Raw genomic sequence first — 16,384 nt, 5'->3', positions numbered from 1 at the left:
AAGAGCACGACTCAGATTTGCTCAAAGAGCTTGCGGATTGGAGTCGATACTCACCCCACAACGCTTCTCTTCGCGTCCTTTGCGTTCTTTGCGGACTAGTGATCTTTTCTCGCCTACGAGAAAGTCACAGGCCCCCAACATCCTCGAGCGATCGGATGCGGCGTTGCTCGGCTTCGCTGAAATGCGCGGTCAGATAGGCTGACAGCGCGGCCTCACGGGCGGCGGCCTCGGCGGATTGCCAGCGGGCGCGTTCGCGCTGGTAGGCGGCGACGCGCTGGTCCCACGCGTTGCGTTCGCGGTCGAGCAGTTCCATGCGCGCGGCGGCTTCTTCGCCAAAGCGTTCGCTGCGCAATCGGTAGCGCTCGTCGGGGTTGCTGGAAGAGGTATCGATGGCGTCGGCGTCGGCGATGTCGGCGTCGGTCTTGAGCTGCTGGACATAGGGTTCGCGTGCCGATTCCGGCAGAGCCTGCAGCAGTTCGCGCTCGCGGGCGGCGCGCTCTTCGGGGGTCAATCCGGTTTGCTCTGCCAGATCGCGGCGGTCCAGTGTGTAGCGCTGATAGGCCTCTTCGTCGGCAAAGAAGGCCTCGGCCATATCGGTGCCCAAATGCTGACGCCGCAATTCGCTCAGCGCCGCCAGGCGCTCTCGGAAAGGCAGCTCGTTGAGCCGGTTGGCGGCAGTGTCGACGGCCTTTAGATAGCGCAGATAACGCTCGAACGCGGCCAAGGCCTGAGTCTTGCCTTCGGGCGTGGTCAGTTGATCGAGTCGAGTGGCCAGCAATTGCCTGATCTGGGTGATCGAGAGTTCGCCCACGCTGCTCAGCACCTGATCGAACAGCCGTCGCAAGGACAGGCTTGGGATCAGCTGACCGTTGGCATCCAGGTCCACGCTGCCGTCGATCTCGGTATCCGCCAGCGAAGGGGGTGTGAGAGTCCTGGTGGCCGCTTCAGGGTCTGCCTCGATCTCTTGCGCTGGCGCTTCAGCCGGTCTGGCCTCCGTCATCGAAGCCATTTCTCCAGGCGGTGCTGGGGAACCGTCGTTGGCATCGACCCACTCGGGCACACTGGAAAAGCGCTGCCACACCAAGGCGGCAGCGATCAGCACGACGAGAACGGCCAGTGGCTTACGCAAGGACATGGCGGCAGGCAGAATCTTCGAATCGCGCGGCCTCGCGCCCATCCCGCGCGAGGCCGCCGATCCGGTGAACTCAGAGTCCGGCGTTCTTCAGTCGATTGGCATGGCTGCGATACACCGAGGCCGGGCTGGACGAGAACAGACCGCGCAGGCCGAAGACCTGATTGACCTCGTCGAGGTGGTTCCAGGGATAGTTGTCACGCAGCACCACGCCCCAATGGCTGGAGCACTTCCCCACCAAGCCGTCGTTCTGCTCCCAGCCAAAGAACAGGCTGCCGGCGCCCAGCAGTGCATCGGAGGCGTCGAAGACGTTGGTGAGCACGCTGGTGCCGCCCATGGAGTAGTAGCGCACGCCGTTGACCACGGCGGCGCCCTGCCCACAGGCACTGGTGGGCTTGCCCTGTGGGTGCTGGTTGTTGAAGGCAGCCGAACCGGCGCTGTTCAGAGACGCCAGCGCGCCAAGCGCGTTCTGCGGATCGTTGTCACCCGAGAGCACTTCGATGAACACGCTGAGCGCATTGACGAAGCCGGCCAGGGTGGCCTCAAGCCAGGAGCCGGGAGGCGCCACCGTCGACAGGCCATCGGCAACCTTGCTGCCGGTGTGCGGCGCGCCGATGCTGGTCATGGAGGCCACCAGATCCGGTCGGACCGAAGCCACATAGCGGACGGTAGGCCCGCCATGGCTATGACCGATCAGATTGAATTTGCTGTGGCCGTACGTGGCGCGGAGCTGATCGAGATAGCGGATCAGCTGTTCGCCACGGACCGCGGAATAATTGCTGGACGAGACATTGGCGACATAGACCTTGGCGCCGCCGGAGCGAAGTTCACCAGGCAGGCCGTAAAAGTAGTCATAGATGCCAAGCAGGCTGTCGAACCCGAGCAGGCCGTGGACCAGCACGATCGGATGACGGGTCTTGGTGTAGGTGTCGGCGGCAAGCGCAGGCAGCGCCAGCCCCACGGTGAAAAGGACAACGGCAATACGGAACAAAGAGCGCAACATGACATTCCTCCCCAGGAATCGCGGCTGACCGGCGCACGTCGGACCTGCCTCCCCAGCAGGTAGCGATAGACTATACGGTAGCGTATGGAGTAAGCAATGGGTCAGGTTGGGTTCATATTGGCGCGCTGGCCCGCATAAGGCTTCGCCAACCCGCGGCGGTGCTGATGATGGCGCCTGTCCGAATCCGCATCAGGAGCGCTGTTGTAGGTCCAGACAAGTCTGGACCTACGGAAGCCTGTTGGCGGCGACCCTCACTGCACCTGGAAATAGCGCAATCCGGTCTCTGCCGAGTACAGCCAGTCCGGCGGCAGGCAGCTGATCAGCAGCAGCCCCAGCAGGTAGTGCGTGAGCAGTATCGGCAGCCAGCTGTGGTGCTGCCGGAAGTGACGGGTCCACCACCAGGCTCCGAGCAGCGTCAGGCACATCAGGGAGAAATTCGGCGCATGCGCCAGCCCGAACAGGCAGGCCGCCACTACCGGTGCCTGGCTTGGCGCCAGCGCTACCAGACGTGGCCAGATGAAGCCGAGCAGCAGGGCTTGCTGCAGCAACACAAACGGCAGGTAGCCGACGATGCGTTGCAGCCCGGGCTTCTGCCAATGGGCAGTCAGCGCCGCCACCAGCAGCAGGGTTGCTGCTGCGAAGAGCAACATTGGTATCGCGGCTTTCCAGGCGGCTCGGGCGCCGAGGAAGGAACTGCCGCGCAGGTGCAGACCGGAGAGCTGAAACAGCAGGGCTGCAGTCAGCCAGGCGCGGCTGTCCGGCGGCGCTTCCTCGCCCAGTCCCAGTCCCAGATTGAGGGCCAGAATGGGCGTCAGGCCGATGATGAGGTCGATCAGCGCCGGTGCTCGGACACTGGCTTGGCGACGCCAGCGCCACCAGAGCGCCAGCAGCGTGTAGGCCAGCACCAGCCCCCAACCCGGAGACCAGCCCAATGGGGGCAGGCGTGATTCTGGCGGGGCTTCGGGCCGGCCGCGCCAGGCCGGCCAGAACAGGGTTTCGGCATCGATCTGCCGGAGCTGGTCGCGCAGCGCAAGATTCTGTTCCGGCCGTGTGCTGACGAGGTCCAGCAATACGCCGATTACGGGTCGCCCCTGACCAGAAACCGGCGCATCCGAGCGCAGGCGTGCAGCCGCATCGGCAGTACCCAGCCATTGGATGCCAGCCGGTTCACCGCTGTGACCAGGGCGGCGAAAAAGCACTTGATCGAGAGCGATCTGCAGGCCCGCAGGGCCGGAGAAATAGAGACGGAACTCGCCCACCAGGCCGCTGCTGCCGCCCCAGGGCTGAGGCGCGCCGCCCGCGTGGGGTCTGAAATCGAGCTGGTCCAGTGACAGCTTCAACGAGTTCCAACCGGGCGCCAGGTCCAGGGTGGCGGTGAGCTGATCAAGGCGGCCTGGCTGGTCAAAGATCAGGTGCAGCCTGGCCGCGGTGCTGCTGCGTACACGGGCATGAAACTGCGTGTAGCGGCCGGCGTTCAGTGCCAGGCCGCGCAGGTTCAGGCGCACATTGGCTTGCCCCGAAGGCAGCGTCGCCGAGTAGATGCCGTCGGCCCAGGTCGAATCCTGCGCACCGTTGACATCGCCTCCGATGAGATCGCGCGCCTGATCGAAATCGAAGGACAGACGACTCTCGCCGCGGTCAATGCGCTGCAAATCACGCAAGCCCTGGGCCACCAGATAGTGGTCGAGTGCCAGACCGGCGAGCAAGAAGGCGCTGGCCACCAGCAGGCCTGCGATCAGACTCGATCGCAGGCCGCGGATCACTCGCGATCGGCCCCGGAAGCCGCGTAGAGGGCGTCGGTCTTGGAAGCGCAGATGAAGTCATTCAGCGACAGGCCGCCGACATCGTGAGTGTTGAAGTGCACGCTGCAGCGGCCGTAGCCGAGCTCCAGATCCGGGTGGTGGTTCTCCGCTTCAGCCATCGCCGCTAGGACGTTGACGAAGGCGACCGCGGTCAGGAAATCAGGGAACTTGAAGTTGCGCACGATCGAATGACCGTCGGCGCTCAGTTCCCAGCGCGGCAGTTCGGCCAGCCATCGATGGGTCTCTGACTTGGGCAATCGGTCAGCCTCGCCCTGACGGGCTTGGCAGTGCATCTTGGCTAGTTCGGTCATGAGGGCTCGCGACTCTTTCGATTCAGGGTGCGGAACTGGCCGCGGTGGCATCATACCGAGTCCTGTCGGAGATCCCTGCTGCGACCGGCGGGGAAGACTGCCAACCGCAATTCGAGTTCTGGAATTTCATGATTGATATCAGCGACAGCGCCCGCGACTACTTTTCCAAACTGCTGGCCCAGCAAAGTGTGCCTGGCCTCGGCATACGACTGCTGGCGATCAAGCCGGGCACGCCGGCCGGCGACTGCAGACTGGAGTTCTGTGAGGCTGCAGAGGTCAGAGGCGATGATTTCGTGGTCGATTGCGATGGCTTTTCGATCTACATCGACAGCGCCAGCGCACCCTTTCTCGACAGTCTCAGCATCAGCTATGAGCAGCAGCGCACCGGTGGTCAGTTGACCATCCGCGCACCCAAGCTCAAGGGCAGCGTGCCCGGTGCCGAAGCCAGTCTGGTCGAGCGCGTGCAGTATGTGCTGGATACCGAGATCAATCCGGGCGTCGCCAGTCATGGCGGCCGCGTCAGCTTGGTCGAGATCAGCCGCGAGGGCGAGGTGGTACTGCGCTTCGGCGGCGGTTGTCACGGCTGCGGTCAGGTCGATGTCACCCTCAAGCACGGTATCGAAAAGACCCTGCGCGAGCGCGTACCCGAGGTCACTGCAGTGCGCGACAGCACCGACCATTCCAGCGGCACGGCGCCGTATTACAAGCGGGATTGAGCTTGCGAGGGCACGAGGGCGGGAGGGCACGAGGGCACGCAAAGCCAACAGCCCGCGTTGCTCCGGCTCCTTCGTGCCCTCTCGCCCTCGTGCCCTCGTATCACCGCCGCTCGTGCGGCCGCGCGAGCGGCCACGGATACATCACCACCGGCGCCGGGCCCCACCAGGGTCCGAAGAAGGGGTCGGAGTGAATCCGGATCTGCTCGATCTCCGGCCGTTCCGGCCACAGCAGCAGAGCATCGACGCTGACCTTGGGCATGCGGTAGCTGTAGTCGCCGATCTGGCGTGTCACTTCGCCGTCGACGCGGCCGGTGATGGTGACTTCACGACCGCTGATGAACACGGCAGGATCAAGGAAACCGCTCTTGCAGGCGCGGAAGCGGCCGATGTCGGCATCGAGATCCAGCGGCCTGGCGCTGGCGTCCAGCGGCATCCCAAGCACTTCCAGGCAGGTTTGCCCCGATTCGGGCAGTACGTCGATGACGCGTCCGCCCCAGCGCACGGCCTGTGAGTTGCCATCGGCCTGTGCCGGTGTCGAGGTCGGGAAATCCCCGCGCAAGGGCTCCGGGATGCTGGCACAGCCGGACAGCAGCACCAGTGTCGAGGAAAGCAGCAGTGAAGTTCTGATCATGGCACCACACTCGATCGGACGGTGTCCAAATTAGCATGCCCAGGCCTAACCGATCACGAACGCCGATCACGGCGCGCACGCCGGAATTCGTCCACGGCCGTACGCAAGGAGGCCGTACTTCCCGGACTGGGCGGCGCATATCGGGCCGCTTCGTAGGCGGCAACCACGCGGCCGATGGCGTCGGCCAATGCCGGCAGGGCTGCTGCCGCCCGCCGGCCCAGGTCGGACGCCCCTTCGTTGGCAGCCGAGTCGATGCCAGCGCTGCGCAACTCCCGCAGAAAACGCCCATAGAGGCGCAAGGCCGGATCGCGGGGCTCCCGCCGCCGTTGCAGCAGGAAAACTACGGTGGTCAGCAGCCCGAACAGGATCAGGCCGCCGCCCATCCAGGCGCTCAGCTGACGCCAGTCTCCAGGATCGATGCCGAGGTCGGCAAAGAAACTCTGTTGACTGAGGCTGTCGAAGCGCACCACCGTCCGGTTCCACCAGGCCTGCAGGGCGTCGGCCCGATTGCGGAGCGCGTTCAGCCAGGGGCTGTCTCCGGCCAGGGTCTGTCCGCCGAAGGCAGCGCCGCTCTGGTCGACCCGCTCGGGGGCAATGGCCGCGGTCGGGTCAACCCGGACCCAGCCCCGACCCTCGATCAGGATTTCGGCCCAGGCATGGGCATCGGAATTGCGGATCAGCCAATAGTCGCCGATATCGTTGTAGCTGCCGCCCAGGTAGCCCGTCACCACCCGCGCCGGCACGCCGGCACTGCGCATCAGCACCACGAAGGCGGCGGCGTAGTGCTCGCAGAAGCCCTCGCGGGTCTCGAACAGGAATTCATCCATGCGATGGGCGCCTACCAAGGGTGGCGGCGTCAGCGAGTAGCCGAAATTCTCGGACTGGATGTACTGCAACGCGCGCTGGGCCAGAGCCAGGCGGTCGTCGCCAAGCTCTTCGCGCCAGCTTTGTGCCAAGGCTGCTGTGCGAGGATTGGAGTTTTCCGGCAGACGCAATCCATCGGTTATCTGGGTCGCCGGGGCTGTGCTGACCGGTACCGGTTGTTCCAGCGCTGACGCTGCTTCATAGGCATAGATGTCGCGAACGGGGCGATCGCGCGTGACCACACCCTCGTAGTTGCGGCTGCTGCCAGAGGGAAATCCGGTGGCGAAGTCCAGCGGAAACAGCCAGCGCCGGTCAGTCGCATCGAGCATGACCTGATAGCGCACATCGCCAGGGCTGCCCGTTTGCGGGCCCCTCACGCGAGCTGATGGGTCGCCCCGTTGGCTCAAATCACTTCGTGTCCAGGTTGTGCCGTCGAATCGCCACAGCACGGGTCCGCGCCAATACATCGATGCCTTGGGCGGTGTGCGGTTGGTGAACGTCACCCGCATCACCGGCGTGTCGTCACCCAGCAATTCGGTGATGTCGCCCGGCGACATGCTGTCGGAAATTCCGGTACGCGCGCTGCTGCGGTCGTCGCGCGTGCCCCAGAGTGGCTCGCTGAGTCGCGGCACCGACAGGAACAGGAACGCGGTCAGCGGCAGTACTACCAGCAGCAGCAACAGAAAGTCGCGCCCGAGTGTGCCGAGTTGGGAGCTCAGGCCGCCGCGGGTGCCCGGGGGCGCACTGATCTCGTTGAGTGCCAGAAACACCAGCAGGATCGGCAGCAGCGAGTACAGCGTGATACCGATGCCCTGGGTGAACAGGAATTGCACGCTGATCAGGAACAGCGCCACGACCATCAGGATCAGGCCGTCACGACGGCGTTCCGACTCGATCAGCTTGAGTGTGCACAAGCCGATCAGTGCCGCAGTGCCCGACTGCTGGGCAAAGGGTGAGCCGAAGTGCATCACCACCAGAGTCAGCACGGCAAATACCAGCGGCAGCTTGATCCACACTGGCCAGGCCCGGGCAAAGGCGCGGCGCTGCAACCAGCGCGCCAGCACCAGCGTGGCCAGACCGCCAGAGTACCAGATCGGCAACCACAACCAATGGCCGCTGATAGCCATGACAAAGGCCAGCAGCGCCCAGTCGAACTGGCGTGGGCTAAGTATCGGCGAGCGCATGCAGTGCCAGTGCCTTGAGGGCGCGCAACCGGTGGGCCGGGCCGTGATCAGGTCCCAGACTCTGCCCAGGCAGAATCAGGCGGTAGCGCATGCCGGCGCGCTCGGCCTCCAGTACCCACCGGGTCAGTCGCGATAGCCGCCGTTCCAGGTCCAGGCCCTCGATGCGCGAGAAATCCAGTACCGTCTCACGCGACTGCGGTGCTTCCAGTTGCCGAACCAGCAGTTCGCCGGTACGCGCACTGGCTTTCCATGCGATCAACCGGGTGGCGTCGCCCAACTGGTATTCGCGCAGCGAGCGCAGATCCTCGTCGCCGGGGTCGGTGCCGCCAATGCGCCCGGCATCGGGCGTGCGCGGCAAAGGTGCCGGTGGGCTTTCCGCACGCGGGTAGATCAGGGTACGCACATCCGAGTGCAAGTAGCTCCAGGCGTGGAACAGGCCAAAAGGCCAGACCGTCGAGATCCGCAGCGGCTCCGGCGAAAACCAGCCGCGCCGGCAGCCCGACAGCGAGAATTCGACCTGAGTGGTGCTGCCGGCAGCGATCTCGACGTGACGCAGTTCATCTCCCAGCTTCAGGCTGACGGCAAAGCGCGTGCGGTTGTCCTCGGCATGCAGATGAAAACTCAGGTGCAGAGGCTCACCGGCGTGCGTCGGGTCGGCGCCGACCTGCACCAGACTGAGACGGTCCAGGTTTCGAAAGGTCTGCAGCATCGACACCGCGCCGAGACTCACGGCCAGCAGCCCAACCAGCAGCGCACTGTTGTTGTTGTAGTTCAGGGCGCCGGCGAGGATGGCGGTGATCATCACCGCGAAGAACAGCCCGAAGCCGCTGGGGACGATGTAGACCCGACGCTGGCTCAGCGTGATCGGCAGTGCTTCGAATCGGTGGCGGCGGGTCAGATTGGGCAGGCGGCGATCCAGCGCAGCCCAGGCGCTTTCGCGCCAGCGGGCGAACATGGATTTTCTCGGTTTTGCCGCAGCGGTGGCCATCTGCGCCGTCTCAGGGGATTGCCACCTGCGCCAGCAGATGGCGCGCAATGGATGCGCCATCGCCGCTGGCATCCGGATTCAGCACCAGACGGTGACGGGCGACCGCCACAAAGACCGCCTGCAGATCCTCCGGCAGCACATGGGTACGACTAGCCAGCAAGGCATGCGACCGGGCCGCACGCAGCAGCGCGATGCCGGCCCGCGGCGACAGCCCGATGCGCACCCGAGGCTCGCTGCGTGAAGCAGCGATCAGGGCATAGGCGTAGTCGATGGCGGCCGGGCTGGTGTGCAGTGTCAGCGCCGCCTCGCGCAGTTGCAGCAGGCGCTCGGCACTGAGCAGGGGCTTCAGCTCGGTCAGCAGGAAACGTCGCTCGCGCGCCGCCAACAGGGCTTTCTCGGCACGCTCGTCGGGGTAGCCGACGTTGAGCGAGAACATGAAGCGATCGAGCTGTGATTCCGGCAGCGGAAAGGTGCCACTCTGCTCGAGTGGATTCTGGGTGGCGACCACGATGAAGGGCTCGGGCAGACGGTGGCTGGCGCCGTCGACTGTGACCTGCTGCTCGGCCATGGCTTCGAGCAGGGCGCTCTGCAGCTTGGGCGTGCCGCGGTTGATTTCATCGGCCAGCAGCATCTGGGTGAAGATCGGCCCGGGATGGAAATCGAAGCGTCGGGTTTGTGGGTCGAATACCGATACGCCAATCAGATCGGCGGGCAACAGATCGCTGGTGAACTGCACGCGTCCGAAGCTGAGGTCGAAGGTGGCTGCCAGCGCCTGGGCCAGCGTGGTCTTGCCGACGCCCGGCAAGTCCTCCAGCAGCAGATGGCCGCCGGCCAGCAGGCACACCAGCGTCAGCCGAACTTCCGCCGCTTTGCCCAGCAGTACCTGATTGATCTGGGCTTCGGCGGCATGCAGGGGGGCCATCAGCTCTCGGGCCAGTGTGGCAGCGGCATCGGCCATGAGTCCTTACCTCCGTTGATGTGTGCCATGTCGGGCGAGTCAGACCTTGGCGACGCCCAGATGCCGCAGAATCCGGCACAGCGCCAGCAATGGCAAGCCGATCAGCGCGCTGGGATCTTCGCTGGTGATGCGTTCGAACAGCGTGATGCCCAGACCCTCGACTTTGAACCCGCCTGCACAATCGTAGGCGGGCTCGGCCGCCACGTAGCGTTCGACCTCGGCCGCCGTCAGCTCGCGCAGCTGGCAGACGGTCAGATCCATATGCTCGTGGATCGCGCCGCTGGGCTCGATGACTGCAAGCGCCGTGTGGAAGTGCAGCTCCCGGCCGCTGCAGGACAGCAGCTGGGCGGATTGGGTGGCCGCCGATCCGGGCTTTCCCAGCACTCGGGAATCGCAGGCGGCGACCTGATCGGCGCCGATCACGATGGATCCCGGCGCTTGCGCGGCTACCACACCCGCCTTCAGCACCGCCAGTCGTCGTGCCATGGCCGCTGGCGCTTCGCCGGGCAGGCGCGATTCGTCGATGTCTGGCGCCTGCGAGCGGCAGTGCAGCCCCAGACGTTCGAGTTGCTGGCGCCGATAGCGCGACCCAGAGGCCAGAATCAGTTCGGGCGCACTCACGGCCTCAATGCAGCGTCGGCGGCTGACCGTCGCCGTCGCTGCCGCCGATGCCGTAGGCACTGGCGATCAGTGCCGACACCGGATGGGTTTCTGACGAGGCCTCGGCCAATTCCTCGCCGGCTGCCTCCAGCTTGGTCATGTTCTCCGCCAGCGTTGCCCGCGAGCGCTCCATGTCCTGACGGGTACGGCGCAGCTGCGCCAGCGGCGCGGTGTCGCCGTTGTCGCGCAGCCAGAGCCGCTGCTGCAGAAGATCGCGCAGCGCCTTCTGCACCAGAGGGTCAAGGTTCAACGAGGCCAGCGCCTGGGTCGTGAGCGTGCTTGGCAGCGTCGACACCCAGCGATGCATGGTCTTCATGCGCTCGCGGCAGGCGTACAGCTCTCGCTCCAGCGCGTCGGCACTGTCCATGATCGAGCGCAGCGTGTCCTGGCGTCGGCGCAGCTGCAGCAGGCGCCAGAGCAGGCCGATCACGACCAGAGAGGCCAGCGTGAGCGCCGCAATCAGGAATTTCAGGAGCATGGGAACCTCGTGCCAGATTGACCCCGATTATGCAGCGGGATCGCTGACAGGGCATCAGCGACAACTGAACCACAAAGAGTGTTCAGAATCCGTCGTTCCCGAGCTGCTTCCCAGGGTCTGCAAACGGCCTCCACGGTCTTCCGGCAAGGCCGCAACTTGAATCGCGGCTGGCCGTCTGACGCCGGATTCACGCGTGGCGATTGACAGGGAAGGTCGAACTCCCTACGATTCCGCGGCTATGCTTGCGCCATTGCCTGATCGCATTGATGTTGAGCGGGCGGTGTCGACCGGCAGAATCTACTCCGGTACGTTCCAGCTCGCGGCTCTTACGCGCCTGACGGAATTGTTGGCGGATGGCCGCGGTGAGGTGCGCTACGAACTCAAGTTCGGACGCAACGTCATTGGCCAGAGAATGGTGGAACTGCGCGCTGAAACCGCGCTGCCGCTGATCTGCCAGGCAAGTCTGGACCGATTCGAGTTGCCGGTTCAGATCGACACCCGCATCGGTTTCGTCAAGAGCGAAGAAGATGCGTCGGGATTGCCGGAGGGTTATGAGCCGGCCTTGACCGACGAGGGCATGGTCGATCCGGCAGCGTTGATTGAAGATGAGTTGATATTGGCGGTGCCGGTGATACCCAGAAATCCGGAAGCCATTGTGGATTTACCGGCTGATGAGCCGGAGAGTGCTGAAGCTACCGACCGACCGAATCCTTTTTCGGCGCTGGCGGCACTGAAGCGCAAGTAGTCGAACAAGGACGATTCAGGCAAGGAGTCAGAGATGGCCGTTCAAAAAAGTCGCAAATCACCCAGCAAGCGCGGCATGCGCCGTTCCCATGACGCCCTGAGCGCGGCGACTTTGTCGACCGATCAGACCACGGGTGAAACGCATCTGCGTCATCACATCACCAAGGATGGCTACTATCGTGGTCGCAAGGTGATTGATCGCAAGGTCGCCGAAGTCGAGTCCAGCGAAGGCTGAGACTGCGCCGGGGGCCCCAGGGCCCCAGTCCCCACACGAGCGTACCCAAACTGATGCAAGCACTCTCTGCCCGGATCATCGGGACCGGCAGTCATCTGCCGGCCCACATTCTGACCAACGCCGAGTTGGAAAAACGGGTAGAGACCAGCGATCAGTGGATACGCGAGCGTACGGGTATCGAGCAGCGGCACATCGCTGCTGAAGGCGAGACCACCAGTGATCTGGCTGTAGCCGCTGCCGAGAAGGCCATGGCCACGGCTGGTGTGACCGCGGCCGAACTGGATTTGATCATTGTCGGCACCACCACGCCGGACGTGATCTTCCCGAGCACGGCCTGTCTGGTGCAGCACCGCATCGGCGCCAAGGACTGCCCGGCCTTCGACGTCAACGCCGCCTGCACCGGTTTCCTCTACGCCCTGTCGATCGCCGACAAGTTCATTCGTACCGGCGCCGCGCGTACCGCGCTGGTGATCGGTGCCGAGACCCTGTCGCGCATGCTCGACTGGAGTGACCGCGGTACCTGCGTGCTGTTTGGCGATGGCGCTGGCGCGGTCGTGCTGCGCGCCGACACCCGGCCCGGCATCGTCTCCACCCATATCCATGCCGATGGCCAGTACAAGGAATTGCTGCACAACCCGGTCGGGGTTTCGCGCGGTTTCAAGGACGAGCCCAATCACGGCGTGCGCGTGCTGATGCAGGGCAACGAAGTGTTCCGGGTGGCCGTGCGCACGCTCTCGCGCATCGTTGACGAAACTCTGAAGGCCAACGATCTGGAAAAGGATGCGATCGACTGGCTGGTGCCGCACCAGGCCAATCTGCGCATCATCACGGCCACGGCCAAGCACCTCGGCATGCCGATGGAGCGGGTCATCGTGACCGTCAACAAGCACGGCAACACTTCTTCAGGATCAGTGCCCCTGGCGCTGGATCACGGCATTCGCAACGGGCTGATCAAGCCTGACCAACTGCTGCTGCTCGAAGCCTTCGGGGGTGGATTCACCTGGGGCTCGGCGCTGATCCGTCTCTGATCAGCTGCCAGCGTATCGAGGACCTGATGATTCGCAATGATCTCGCCATGCTGTTCCCCGGCCAGGGCTCACAGTCGCTGGGCATGCTGGCCGCGCTGTCGCTGGCGCATCCGCAGGTGCGTGCCACCTTCGACGAGGCCTCGGCCGCCATTGACCTGGACCTGTGGGCGCTGAGCCAGGAAGGTCCGGAAGCTGAACTGAACCGCACCATCAACACCCAGCCGGCGCTGCTCGCCGCGGGCGTGGCGGTCTGGCGCGCCTGGATGGCGGCCGGTGGCGCTGAACCGGCGGCGATGGCTGGACACAGTCTGGGTGAATACACGGCCTTGGTCTGCGCCGGGTCGCTGTCATTGGCCGATGGTGCGCGGCTCGTGCGCGAGCGCGGACGGCTCATGCAGGAGGCCGTGCCCGAAGGTGTGGGCGCCATGGCGGCCGTGTTGAATGCCGATCTGGATCTGCTGACTGAAGTCTGCGAGTTGGCCTCCTCCACGGACGAACCGGTGGTACCGGCCAATCTGAACGCGCCGGGGCAGATCGTGCTCTCGGGCGCAGCCGCAGCGCTCGATCGCGCTCTGACCCTGCTCGCCGAGCGCGGCGTCAAGCGCGCCATCCGCCTGCCGGTCAGCGTGCCCTCGCATTCGCCACTGATGCGTAGCGCCGCCGAGCGGCTCGGCGCCTATCTGGCCGGTGTCGCCATCCAGCCCCCGCGGATCCCCGTGATCCACAATGCCGATGTCAGCAGCCACGGCGATGCAGATGCGATCCGCGCCGCCCTGGTGCTGCAGCTGTCGGCACCGGTGCGCTGGATCGAAACCATACAGAAGCTGGTGGCCGGTGGGACCATGCGCGCGCTCGAGTGCGGACCCGGCAAGGTCCTGACCGGTATGGCCAAGCGCATCGCGCCGGATTTGCAGATGCAGGCGATCGCCGATCCGGCGGTGCTGGCAGCCACCCTCGCGGAGATGCAGTGATGAATTCGCCCAACGGCATTGCCCTGGTCAGTGGCGCCAGCCGCGGCATTGGCGCCGCCATTGCCCATGAGCTGGCCAGCAACGGCTACTACGTCATCGGCACGGCGACGTCCGATGCTGGCGCGGCCACGATTTCGGAGCACCTCGGCGGTCACGGCTGCGGACGGGTGCTGGACGTGTCGCTGCCTGAGTCCATTGATGCGCTGATCAGCGCGGTCGAGACCGAGTTCGGTCCGATCCGGGTGCTGGTCAACAATGCCGGTATCACCCGCGACCAGCTCCTGTTGCGGATGAAGGACGAGGACTGGACCACGGTGATCAACACCAATCTGGCCTCGGTCTTCCGCATGTCCAAGGCCGTACTCAAACGCATGCTGCGCGAGCGCCAGGGCCGGATCATCAGCATCGCCTCGGTCATCGGCCTCACCGGCAATGCCGGGCAGGCGAATTACGCCGCCGCCAAGGCCGGCATCATCGGTTTCACCAAATCACTGGCGCGCGAGGTCGGTAGTCGCGGCATCACCGCCAATGTGGTCGCGCCCGGCTTCATCGATACCGACATGACCCGGGCGCTGCCGGAAGCGCAGCGTCAGGCCTTGTTGGCTGATGTGCCGCTGGCGCGCTTCGGCGCCGCCGAGGATATTGCCAAGGCCGTCGCCTTTCTGGCGTCGCCGGCCGCGGCCTACATCACCGGCGAAACCCTGCACGTCAACGGCGGCATGTACATGCCGTAGCGGCAGGCGGCACCATTCACTATCATTCCCATTCTTTTCGGCAGGAACAAACAAGCCATGAGCAGCATTGAAGATCGCGTCAAGAAGATCGTTGTTGACCGTCTGGGCGTCAAGGAAGACGAAGTGAAAGCCAACTCCTCCTTCGTGGACGATCTGGGTGCGGACTCCCTGGACACCGTGGAGCTGGTCATGGCGCTCGAGGAGGAATTCGAGTGCGAGATTCCGGACGAGGAAGCCGAGAAGATCACCTCGGTGCAGCAGGCCATCGATTACATCAAGGCGAACGTCAAGGCCTGAGGCCTGACGCAGTTTGCGGCCCGGGGCGCGACTTGGCTCGCGCCACTCGGGTCGCTGTCTGTCGCCGCCTGAGCGGCGGCCGCACAAGTTCGGGAGGATCTTATGCGTAGCGCTCGTCGCGTCGTAGTGACCGGGCTCGGCATCGTGTCGCCGGTCGGTAGCGAAATTCCCACGGCCTGGGACAATGTGCTCAATGGTCGCAGCGGCATTGGACCAATCACGCATTTTGACGCGTCGGCCTTTTCCACGCGTTTCGCCGGCCAGGTGCAGGGCTTTGACGTCAATACCTGGATCTCGCCGAAGGATTCGCGGCGCATGGATCCCTTCATCCACTACGGCATTGCGGCTGGTACCCAGGCGTTCCGGGATGCCGGATTCGATCAGGTGCCGGAGGCGCTGCAGTCGCGTTTCGGGGTCATGGTTGCAGCCGGTATCGGCGGCATTTCGACCATCGAGAAGACCACGCTGACCTGGCGTGATGGTGGCCCGCGCAAGATTTCCCCCTTCTTCGTGCCGGGCACCATCATCAACATGGTCGCCGGGCACCTGGGGATCAATCTGGGGCTCAAGGGCCCGAATCTGTCGATCGTGACCGCCTGCACCACCGGCACCCACAATATCGGTGTGGCGGCGCGTCTGATTGCCTACGGCGATGCCGATCTGATGATTGCCGGCGGCGCCGAACACGCGACCACGCCAACCGCCATCGGTGGCTTCGGTATGGCCCGGGCGCTGAGCGAGCGTAACGATGATCCGCATGCGGCCAGCCGGCCCTGGGATCAGGACAGAGATGGATTTGTGCTCAGCGACGGCGCCGGCGCCCTGGTGCTGGAGGAATACGAGCACGCCAAGGCCCGCGGTGCCCGGATCTACGCCGAACTGATCGGATTCGGCATGAGCGACGATGCCTACCACATGACCGCGCCGCCGGAAGACGGTGCCGGTGCGGCTGCTTCGATGAAGGCAGCGCTGGAAGATGCGGCCATCAGCCCGGAGCAGATCCAGTACGTCAATGCCCACGCTACCTCGACACCGCTAGGCGACCGTGGCGAGATCATTGCCATCAAGACCGCCTTCGGCGCTGCCGCGACCAAGCTCATGGTCAGCTCCACCAAGTCGGTCACCGGGCATCTGCTCGGCGCAGCCGGTGCGGTTGAAGCCATCTTCAGCATCCTGGCGCTGCGCGACCAGACCGTGCCGGCGACCATCAATCTGCACAAACCGGATGAAGGGATCGATCTGGATCTGGTGCCAAACACCTCACGGCAGGCGCCGCTGGATATCGTCATGTCCAATTCCTTCGGTTTTGGCGGCACCAACGGCACGCTGATCTTCAAGCGTGTCTGAGGTGCGGCGACTGGCCGGCCGAGGGTGCCGCGCTGCGGCGTCCCGGCCCGGCTGGCAAATCGATGAAGAGCAGTTGTCCGCAAAGGACGCGAAGGGCGCAAAGAGCTGCAGGTAGGGCTTGCTCAGGTTCGTTCGTATTTCCCCGGACCTGGGTCATTGCGACCCCGGCCTTGATCCGGGGGAAGCAATCCAGGTGCATTCGCGAGTTCCCCTGGATTGCTTCGTCGCTACGCTCCTCGCAATGACGCCTCAAGGACCGGGCAGCGCCGAGGAATGCGGGCTAGACTCCGCTTCCTTTCGC

Annotated in this window: 18 protein-coding genes; 8 read left to right on the top strand and 10 right to left on the bottom strand. The window is 64.7% G+C overall.

Features of this window, described 5'->3' with window-relative positions; translation table 11 throughout:
- Window positions 1–124 precede the first annotated feature (124 nt).
- The 4 genes from H7A19_07110 to H7A19_07095 form a co-directional block, all read right to left on the bottom strand.
- Entirely contained in the window at window positions 125–1,135 is a 1,011-nt protein-coding gene (locus H7A19_07110; protein MCP5474598.1) for a hypothetical protein, read from the bottom strand.
- 70 nt (window positions 1,136–1,205) lie between these two features.
- Window positions 1,206–2,135, bottom strand: a complete 930-nt coding sequence (locus tag H7A19_07105; protein ID MCP5474597.1) for a triacylglycerol lipase — start codon at window positions 2,133–2,135, stop codon at window positions 1,206–1,208.
- Between the two features lie 251 nt (window positions 2,136–2,386).
- Window positions 2,387–3,898 (bottom strand): hypothetical protein, encoded by a 1,512-nt coding sequence (locus H7A19_07100; protein ID MCP5474596.1) that lies wholly within the window; start codon window positions 3,896–3,898, stop codon window positions 2,387–2,389.
- Window positions 3,895–4,248, bottom strand: a complete 354-nt coding sequence (locus H7A19_07095; protein MCP5474595.1) for a 4a-hydroxytetrahydrobiopterin dehydratase — start codon at window positions 4,246–4,248, stop codon at window positions 3,895–3,897. The genes H7A19_07100 and H7A19_07095 overlap by 4 nt, the downstream gene beginning before the upstream one ends.
- A 128-nt stretch (window positions 4,249–4,376) precedes the next feature.
- On the opposite strand from H7A19_07095, the gene H7A19_07090 reads away from it, so the two are divergent.
- Entirely contained in the window at window positions 4,377–4,964 is a 588-nt protein-coding gene (locus H7A19_07090; GenBank protein MCP5474594.1) for an NfuA family Fe-S biogenesis protein, read from the top strand.
- Between the two features lie 100 nt (window positions 4,965–5,064).
- Here H7A19_07090 and H7A19_07085 read toward each other — a convergent pair whose 3' ends face one another.
- Genes H7A19_07085 through H7A19_07060 form a run of 6 tightly spaced genes read right to left on the bottom strand, consistent with a single transcriptional unit; the run spans window position 5,065 to window position 10,727 of the window.
- Window positions 5,065–5,595 carry a Slp family lipoprotein gene (locus tag H7A19_07085; protein MCP5474593.1) on the bottom strand — a complete coding sequence of 177 codons (531 nt, stop codon included), beginning with the start codon at window positions 5,593–5,595 and terminating at the stop codon, window positions 5,065–5,067.
- A 53-nt stretch (window positions 5,596–5,648) separates the two neighbouring features.
- Window positions 5,649–7,643 carry a DUF3488 domain-containing transglutaminase family protein gene (locus H7A19_07080; GenBank protein MCP5474592.1) on the bottom strand — a complete coding sequence of 665 codons (1,995 nt, stop codon included), beginning with the start codon at window positions 7,641–7,643 and terminating at the stop codon, window positions 5,649–5,651.
- Window positions 7,624–8,598, bottom strand: a complete 975-nt coding sequence (locus H7A19_07075; protein MCP5474591.1) for a DUF58 domain-containing protein — start codon at window positions 8,596–8,598, stop codon at window positions 7,624–7,626. Before H7A19_07075 ends, H7A19_07080 begins: the two co-directional genes overlap by 20 nt.
- A 43-nt stretch (window positions 8,599–8,641) precedes the next feature.
- A complete protein-coding gene (locus H7A19_07070) occupies window positions 8,642–9,589 on the bottom strand; it encodes a MoxR family ATPase (GenBank protein ID MCP5474590.1) in 948 nt (315 codons plus the stop codon).
- 39 nt (window positions 9,590–9,628) lie between these two features.
- Window positions 9,629–10,219, bottom strand: coding sequence for a septum formation protein Maf (gene maf, locus H7A19_07065; GenBank protein ID MCP5474589.1), 591 nt, complete (start codon window positions 10,217–10,219; stop codon window positions 9,629–9,631).
- Complete coding sequence (locus H7A19_07060) at window positions 10,215–10,727, bottom strand: hypothetical protein (protein ID MCP5474588.1); 513 nt, start codon at window positions 10,725–10,727, stop codon at window positions 10,215–10,217. The genes maf and H7A19_07060 overlap by 5 nt, the downstream gene beginning before the upstream one ends.
- A gap of 238 nt (window positions 10,728–10,965) precedes the next feature.
- On the opposite strand from H7A19_07060, the gene H7A19_07055 reads away from it, so the two are divergent.
- The 7 genes from H7A19_07055 (at window position 10,966) to fabF (ending at window position 16,083) form a co-directional block, all read left to right on the top strand.
- A complete protein-coding gene (locus H7A19_07055) occupies window positions 10,966–11,472 on the top strand; it encodes a DUF177 domain-containing protein (protein MCP5474587.1) in 507 nt (168 codons plus the stop codon).
- Window positions 11,473–11,505: 33 nt separating this feature from the next.
- Complete coding sequence (rpmF, locus tag H7A19_07050) at window positions 11,506–11,706, top strand: 50S ribosomal protein L32 (protein MCP5474586.1); 201 nt, start codon at window positions 11,506–11,508, stop codon at window positions 11,704–11,706.
- Window positions 11,707–11,759: 53 nt separating this feature from the next.
- The gene (locus H7A19_07045; GenBank protein ID MCP5474585.1) at window positions 11,760–12,734 is read left to right on the top strand and encodes a ketoacyl-ACP synthase III; all 975 of its coding nucleotides are present in this window, start codon (window positions 11,760–11,762) and stop codon (window positions 12,732–12,734) included.
- Between the two features lie 26 nt (window positions 12,735–12,760).
- Entirely contained in the window at window positions 12,761–13,705 is a 945-nt protein-coding gene (fabD, locus tag H7A19_07040; GenBank protein ID MCP5474584.1) for an ACP S-malonyltransferase, read from the top strand.
- The gene (fabG, locus tag H7A19_07035) at window positions 13,705–14,439 is read left to right on the top strand and encodes a 3-oxoacyl-ACP reductase FabG (protein MCP5474583.1); all 735 of its coding nucleotides are present in this window, start codon (window positions 13,705–13,707) and stop codon (window positions 14,437–14,439) included. Before fabD ends, fabG begins: the two co-directional genes overlap by 1 nt.
- A 57-nt stretch (window positions 14,440–14,496) precedes the next feature.
- Window positions 14,497–14,736 (top strand): acyl carrier protein, encoded by a 240-nt coding sequence (acpP, locus tag H7A19_07030; GenBank protein MCP5474582.1) that lies wholly within the window; start codon window positions 14,497–14,499, stop codon window positions 14,734–14,736.
- Between the two features lie 102 nt (window positions 14,737–14,838).
- Complete coding sequence (gene fabF, locus H7A19_07025; GenBank protein MCP5474581.1) at window positions 14,839–16,083, top strand: beta-ketoacyl-ACP synthase II; 1,245 nt, start codon at window positions 14,839–14,841, stop codon at window positions 16,081–16,083.
- Window positions 16,084–16,384: the final 301 nt, after the last annotated feature.

This window comes from Rhodanobacteraceae bacterium (assembly GCA_024234055.1).
Lineage (GTDB): Bacteria > Pseudomonadota > Gammaproteobacteria > Xanthomonadales > SZUA-5 > JADKFD01.
Note: the sequence above shows the minus strand (reverse complement) of the source record. Positions and strands in the feature narration are given on the sequence as shown.

What these genes read in the sequence shown, in the direction of transcription:
- H7A19_07090 (MCP5474594.1), top strand. Translation starts at nt 4,377, where the DNA reads ATGATTGATATCAGCGACAGCGCCCGCGACTACTTTTCCAAACTGCTG.
- H7A19_07110 (MCP5474598.1), bottom strand. Translation starts at nt 1,135, where the DNA reads ATGTCCTTGCGTAAGCCACTGGCCGTTCTCGTCGTGCTGATCGCTGCC.
- H7A19_07080 (MCP5474592.1), bottom strand. Translation starts at nt 7,643, where the DNA reads ATGCGCTCGCCGATACTTAGCCCACGCCAGTTCGACTGGGCGCTGCTG.
- acpP (MCP5474582.1), top strand. Translation starts at nt 14,497, where the DNA reads ATGAGCAGCATTGAAGATCGCGTCAAGAAGATCGTTGTTGACCGTCTG.
- fabG (MCP5474583.1), top strand. Translation starts at nt 13,705, where the DNA reads ATGAATTCGCCCAACGGCATTGCCCTGGTCAGTGGCGCCAGCCGCGGC.
- fabD (MCP5474584.1), top strand. Translation starts at nt 12,761, where the DNA reads ATGATTCGCAATGATCTCGCCATGCTGTTCCCCGGCCAGGGCTCACAG.
- H7A19_07085 (MCP5474593.1), bottom strand. Translation starts at nt 5,595, where the DNA reads ATGATCAGAACTTCACTGCTGCTTTCCTCGACACTGGTGCTGCTGTCC.
- H7A19_07055 (MCP5474587.1), top strand. Translation starts at nt 10,966, where the DNA reads ATGCTTGCGCCATTGCCTGATCGCATTGATGTTGAGCGGGCGGTGTCG.
- H7A19_07045 (MCP5474585.1), top strand. Translation starts at nt 11,760, where the DNA reads ATGCAAGCACTCTCTGCCCGGATCATCGGGACCGGCAGTCATCTGCCG.
- H7A19_07060 (MCP5474588.1), bottom strand. Translation starts at nt 10,727, where the DNA reads ATGCTCCTGAAATTCCTGATTGCGGCGCTCACGCTGGCCTCTCTGGTC.
- H7A19_07105 (MCP5474597.1), bottom strand. Translation starts at nt 2,135, where the DNA reads ATGTTGCGCTCTTTGTTCCGTATTGCCGTTGTCCTTTTCACCGTGGGG.
- H7A19_07075 (MCP5474591.1), bottom strand. Translation starts at nt 8,598, where the DNA reads ATGTTCGCCCGCTGGCGCGAAAGCGCCTGGGCTGCGCTGGATCGCCGC.
- fabF (MCP5474581.1), top strand. Translation starts at nt 14,839, where the DNA reads ATGCGTAGCGCTCGTCGCGTCGTAGTGACCGGGCTCGGCATCGTGTCG.
- H7A19_07095 (MCP5474595.1), bottom strand. Translation starts at nt 4,248, where the DNA reads ATGACCGAACTAGCCAAGATGCACTGCCAAGCCCGTCAGGGCGAGGCT.
- H7A19_07070 (MCP5474590.1), bottom strand. Translation starts at nt 9,589, where the DNA reads ATGGCCGATGCCGCTGCCACACTGGCCCGAGAGCTGATGGCCCCCCTG.
- rpmF (MCP5474586.1), top strand. Translation starts at nt 11,506, where the DNA reads ATGGCCGTTCAAAAAAGTCGCAAATCACCCAGCAAGCGCGGCATGCGC.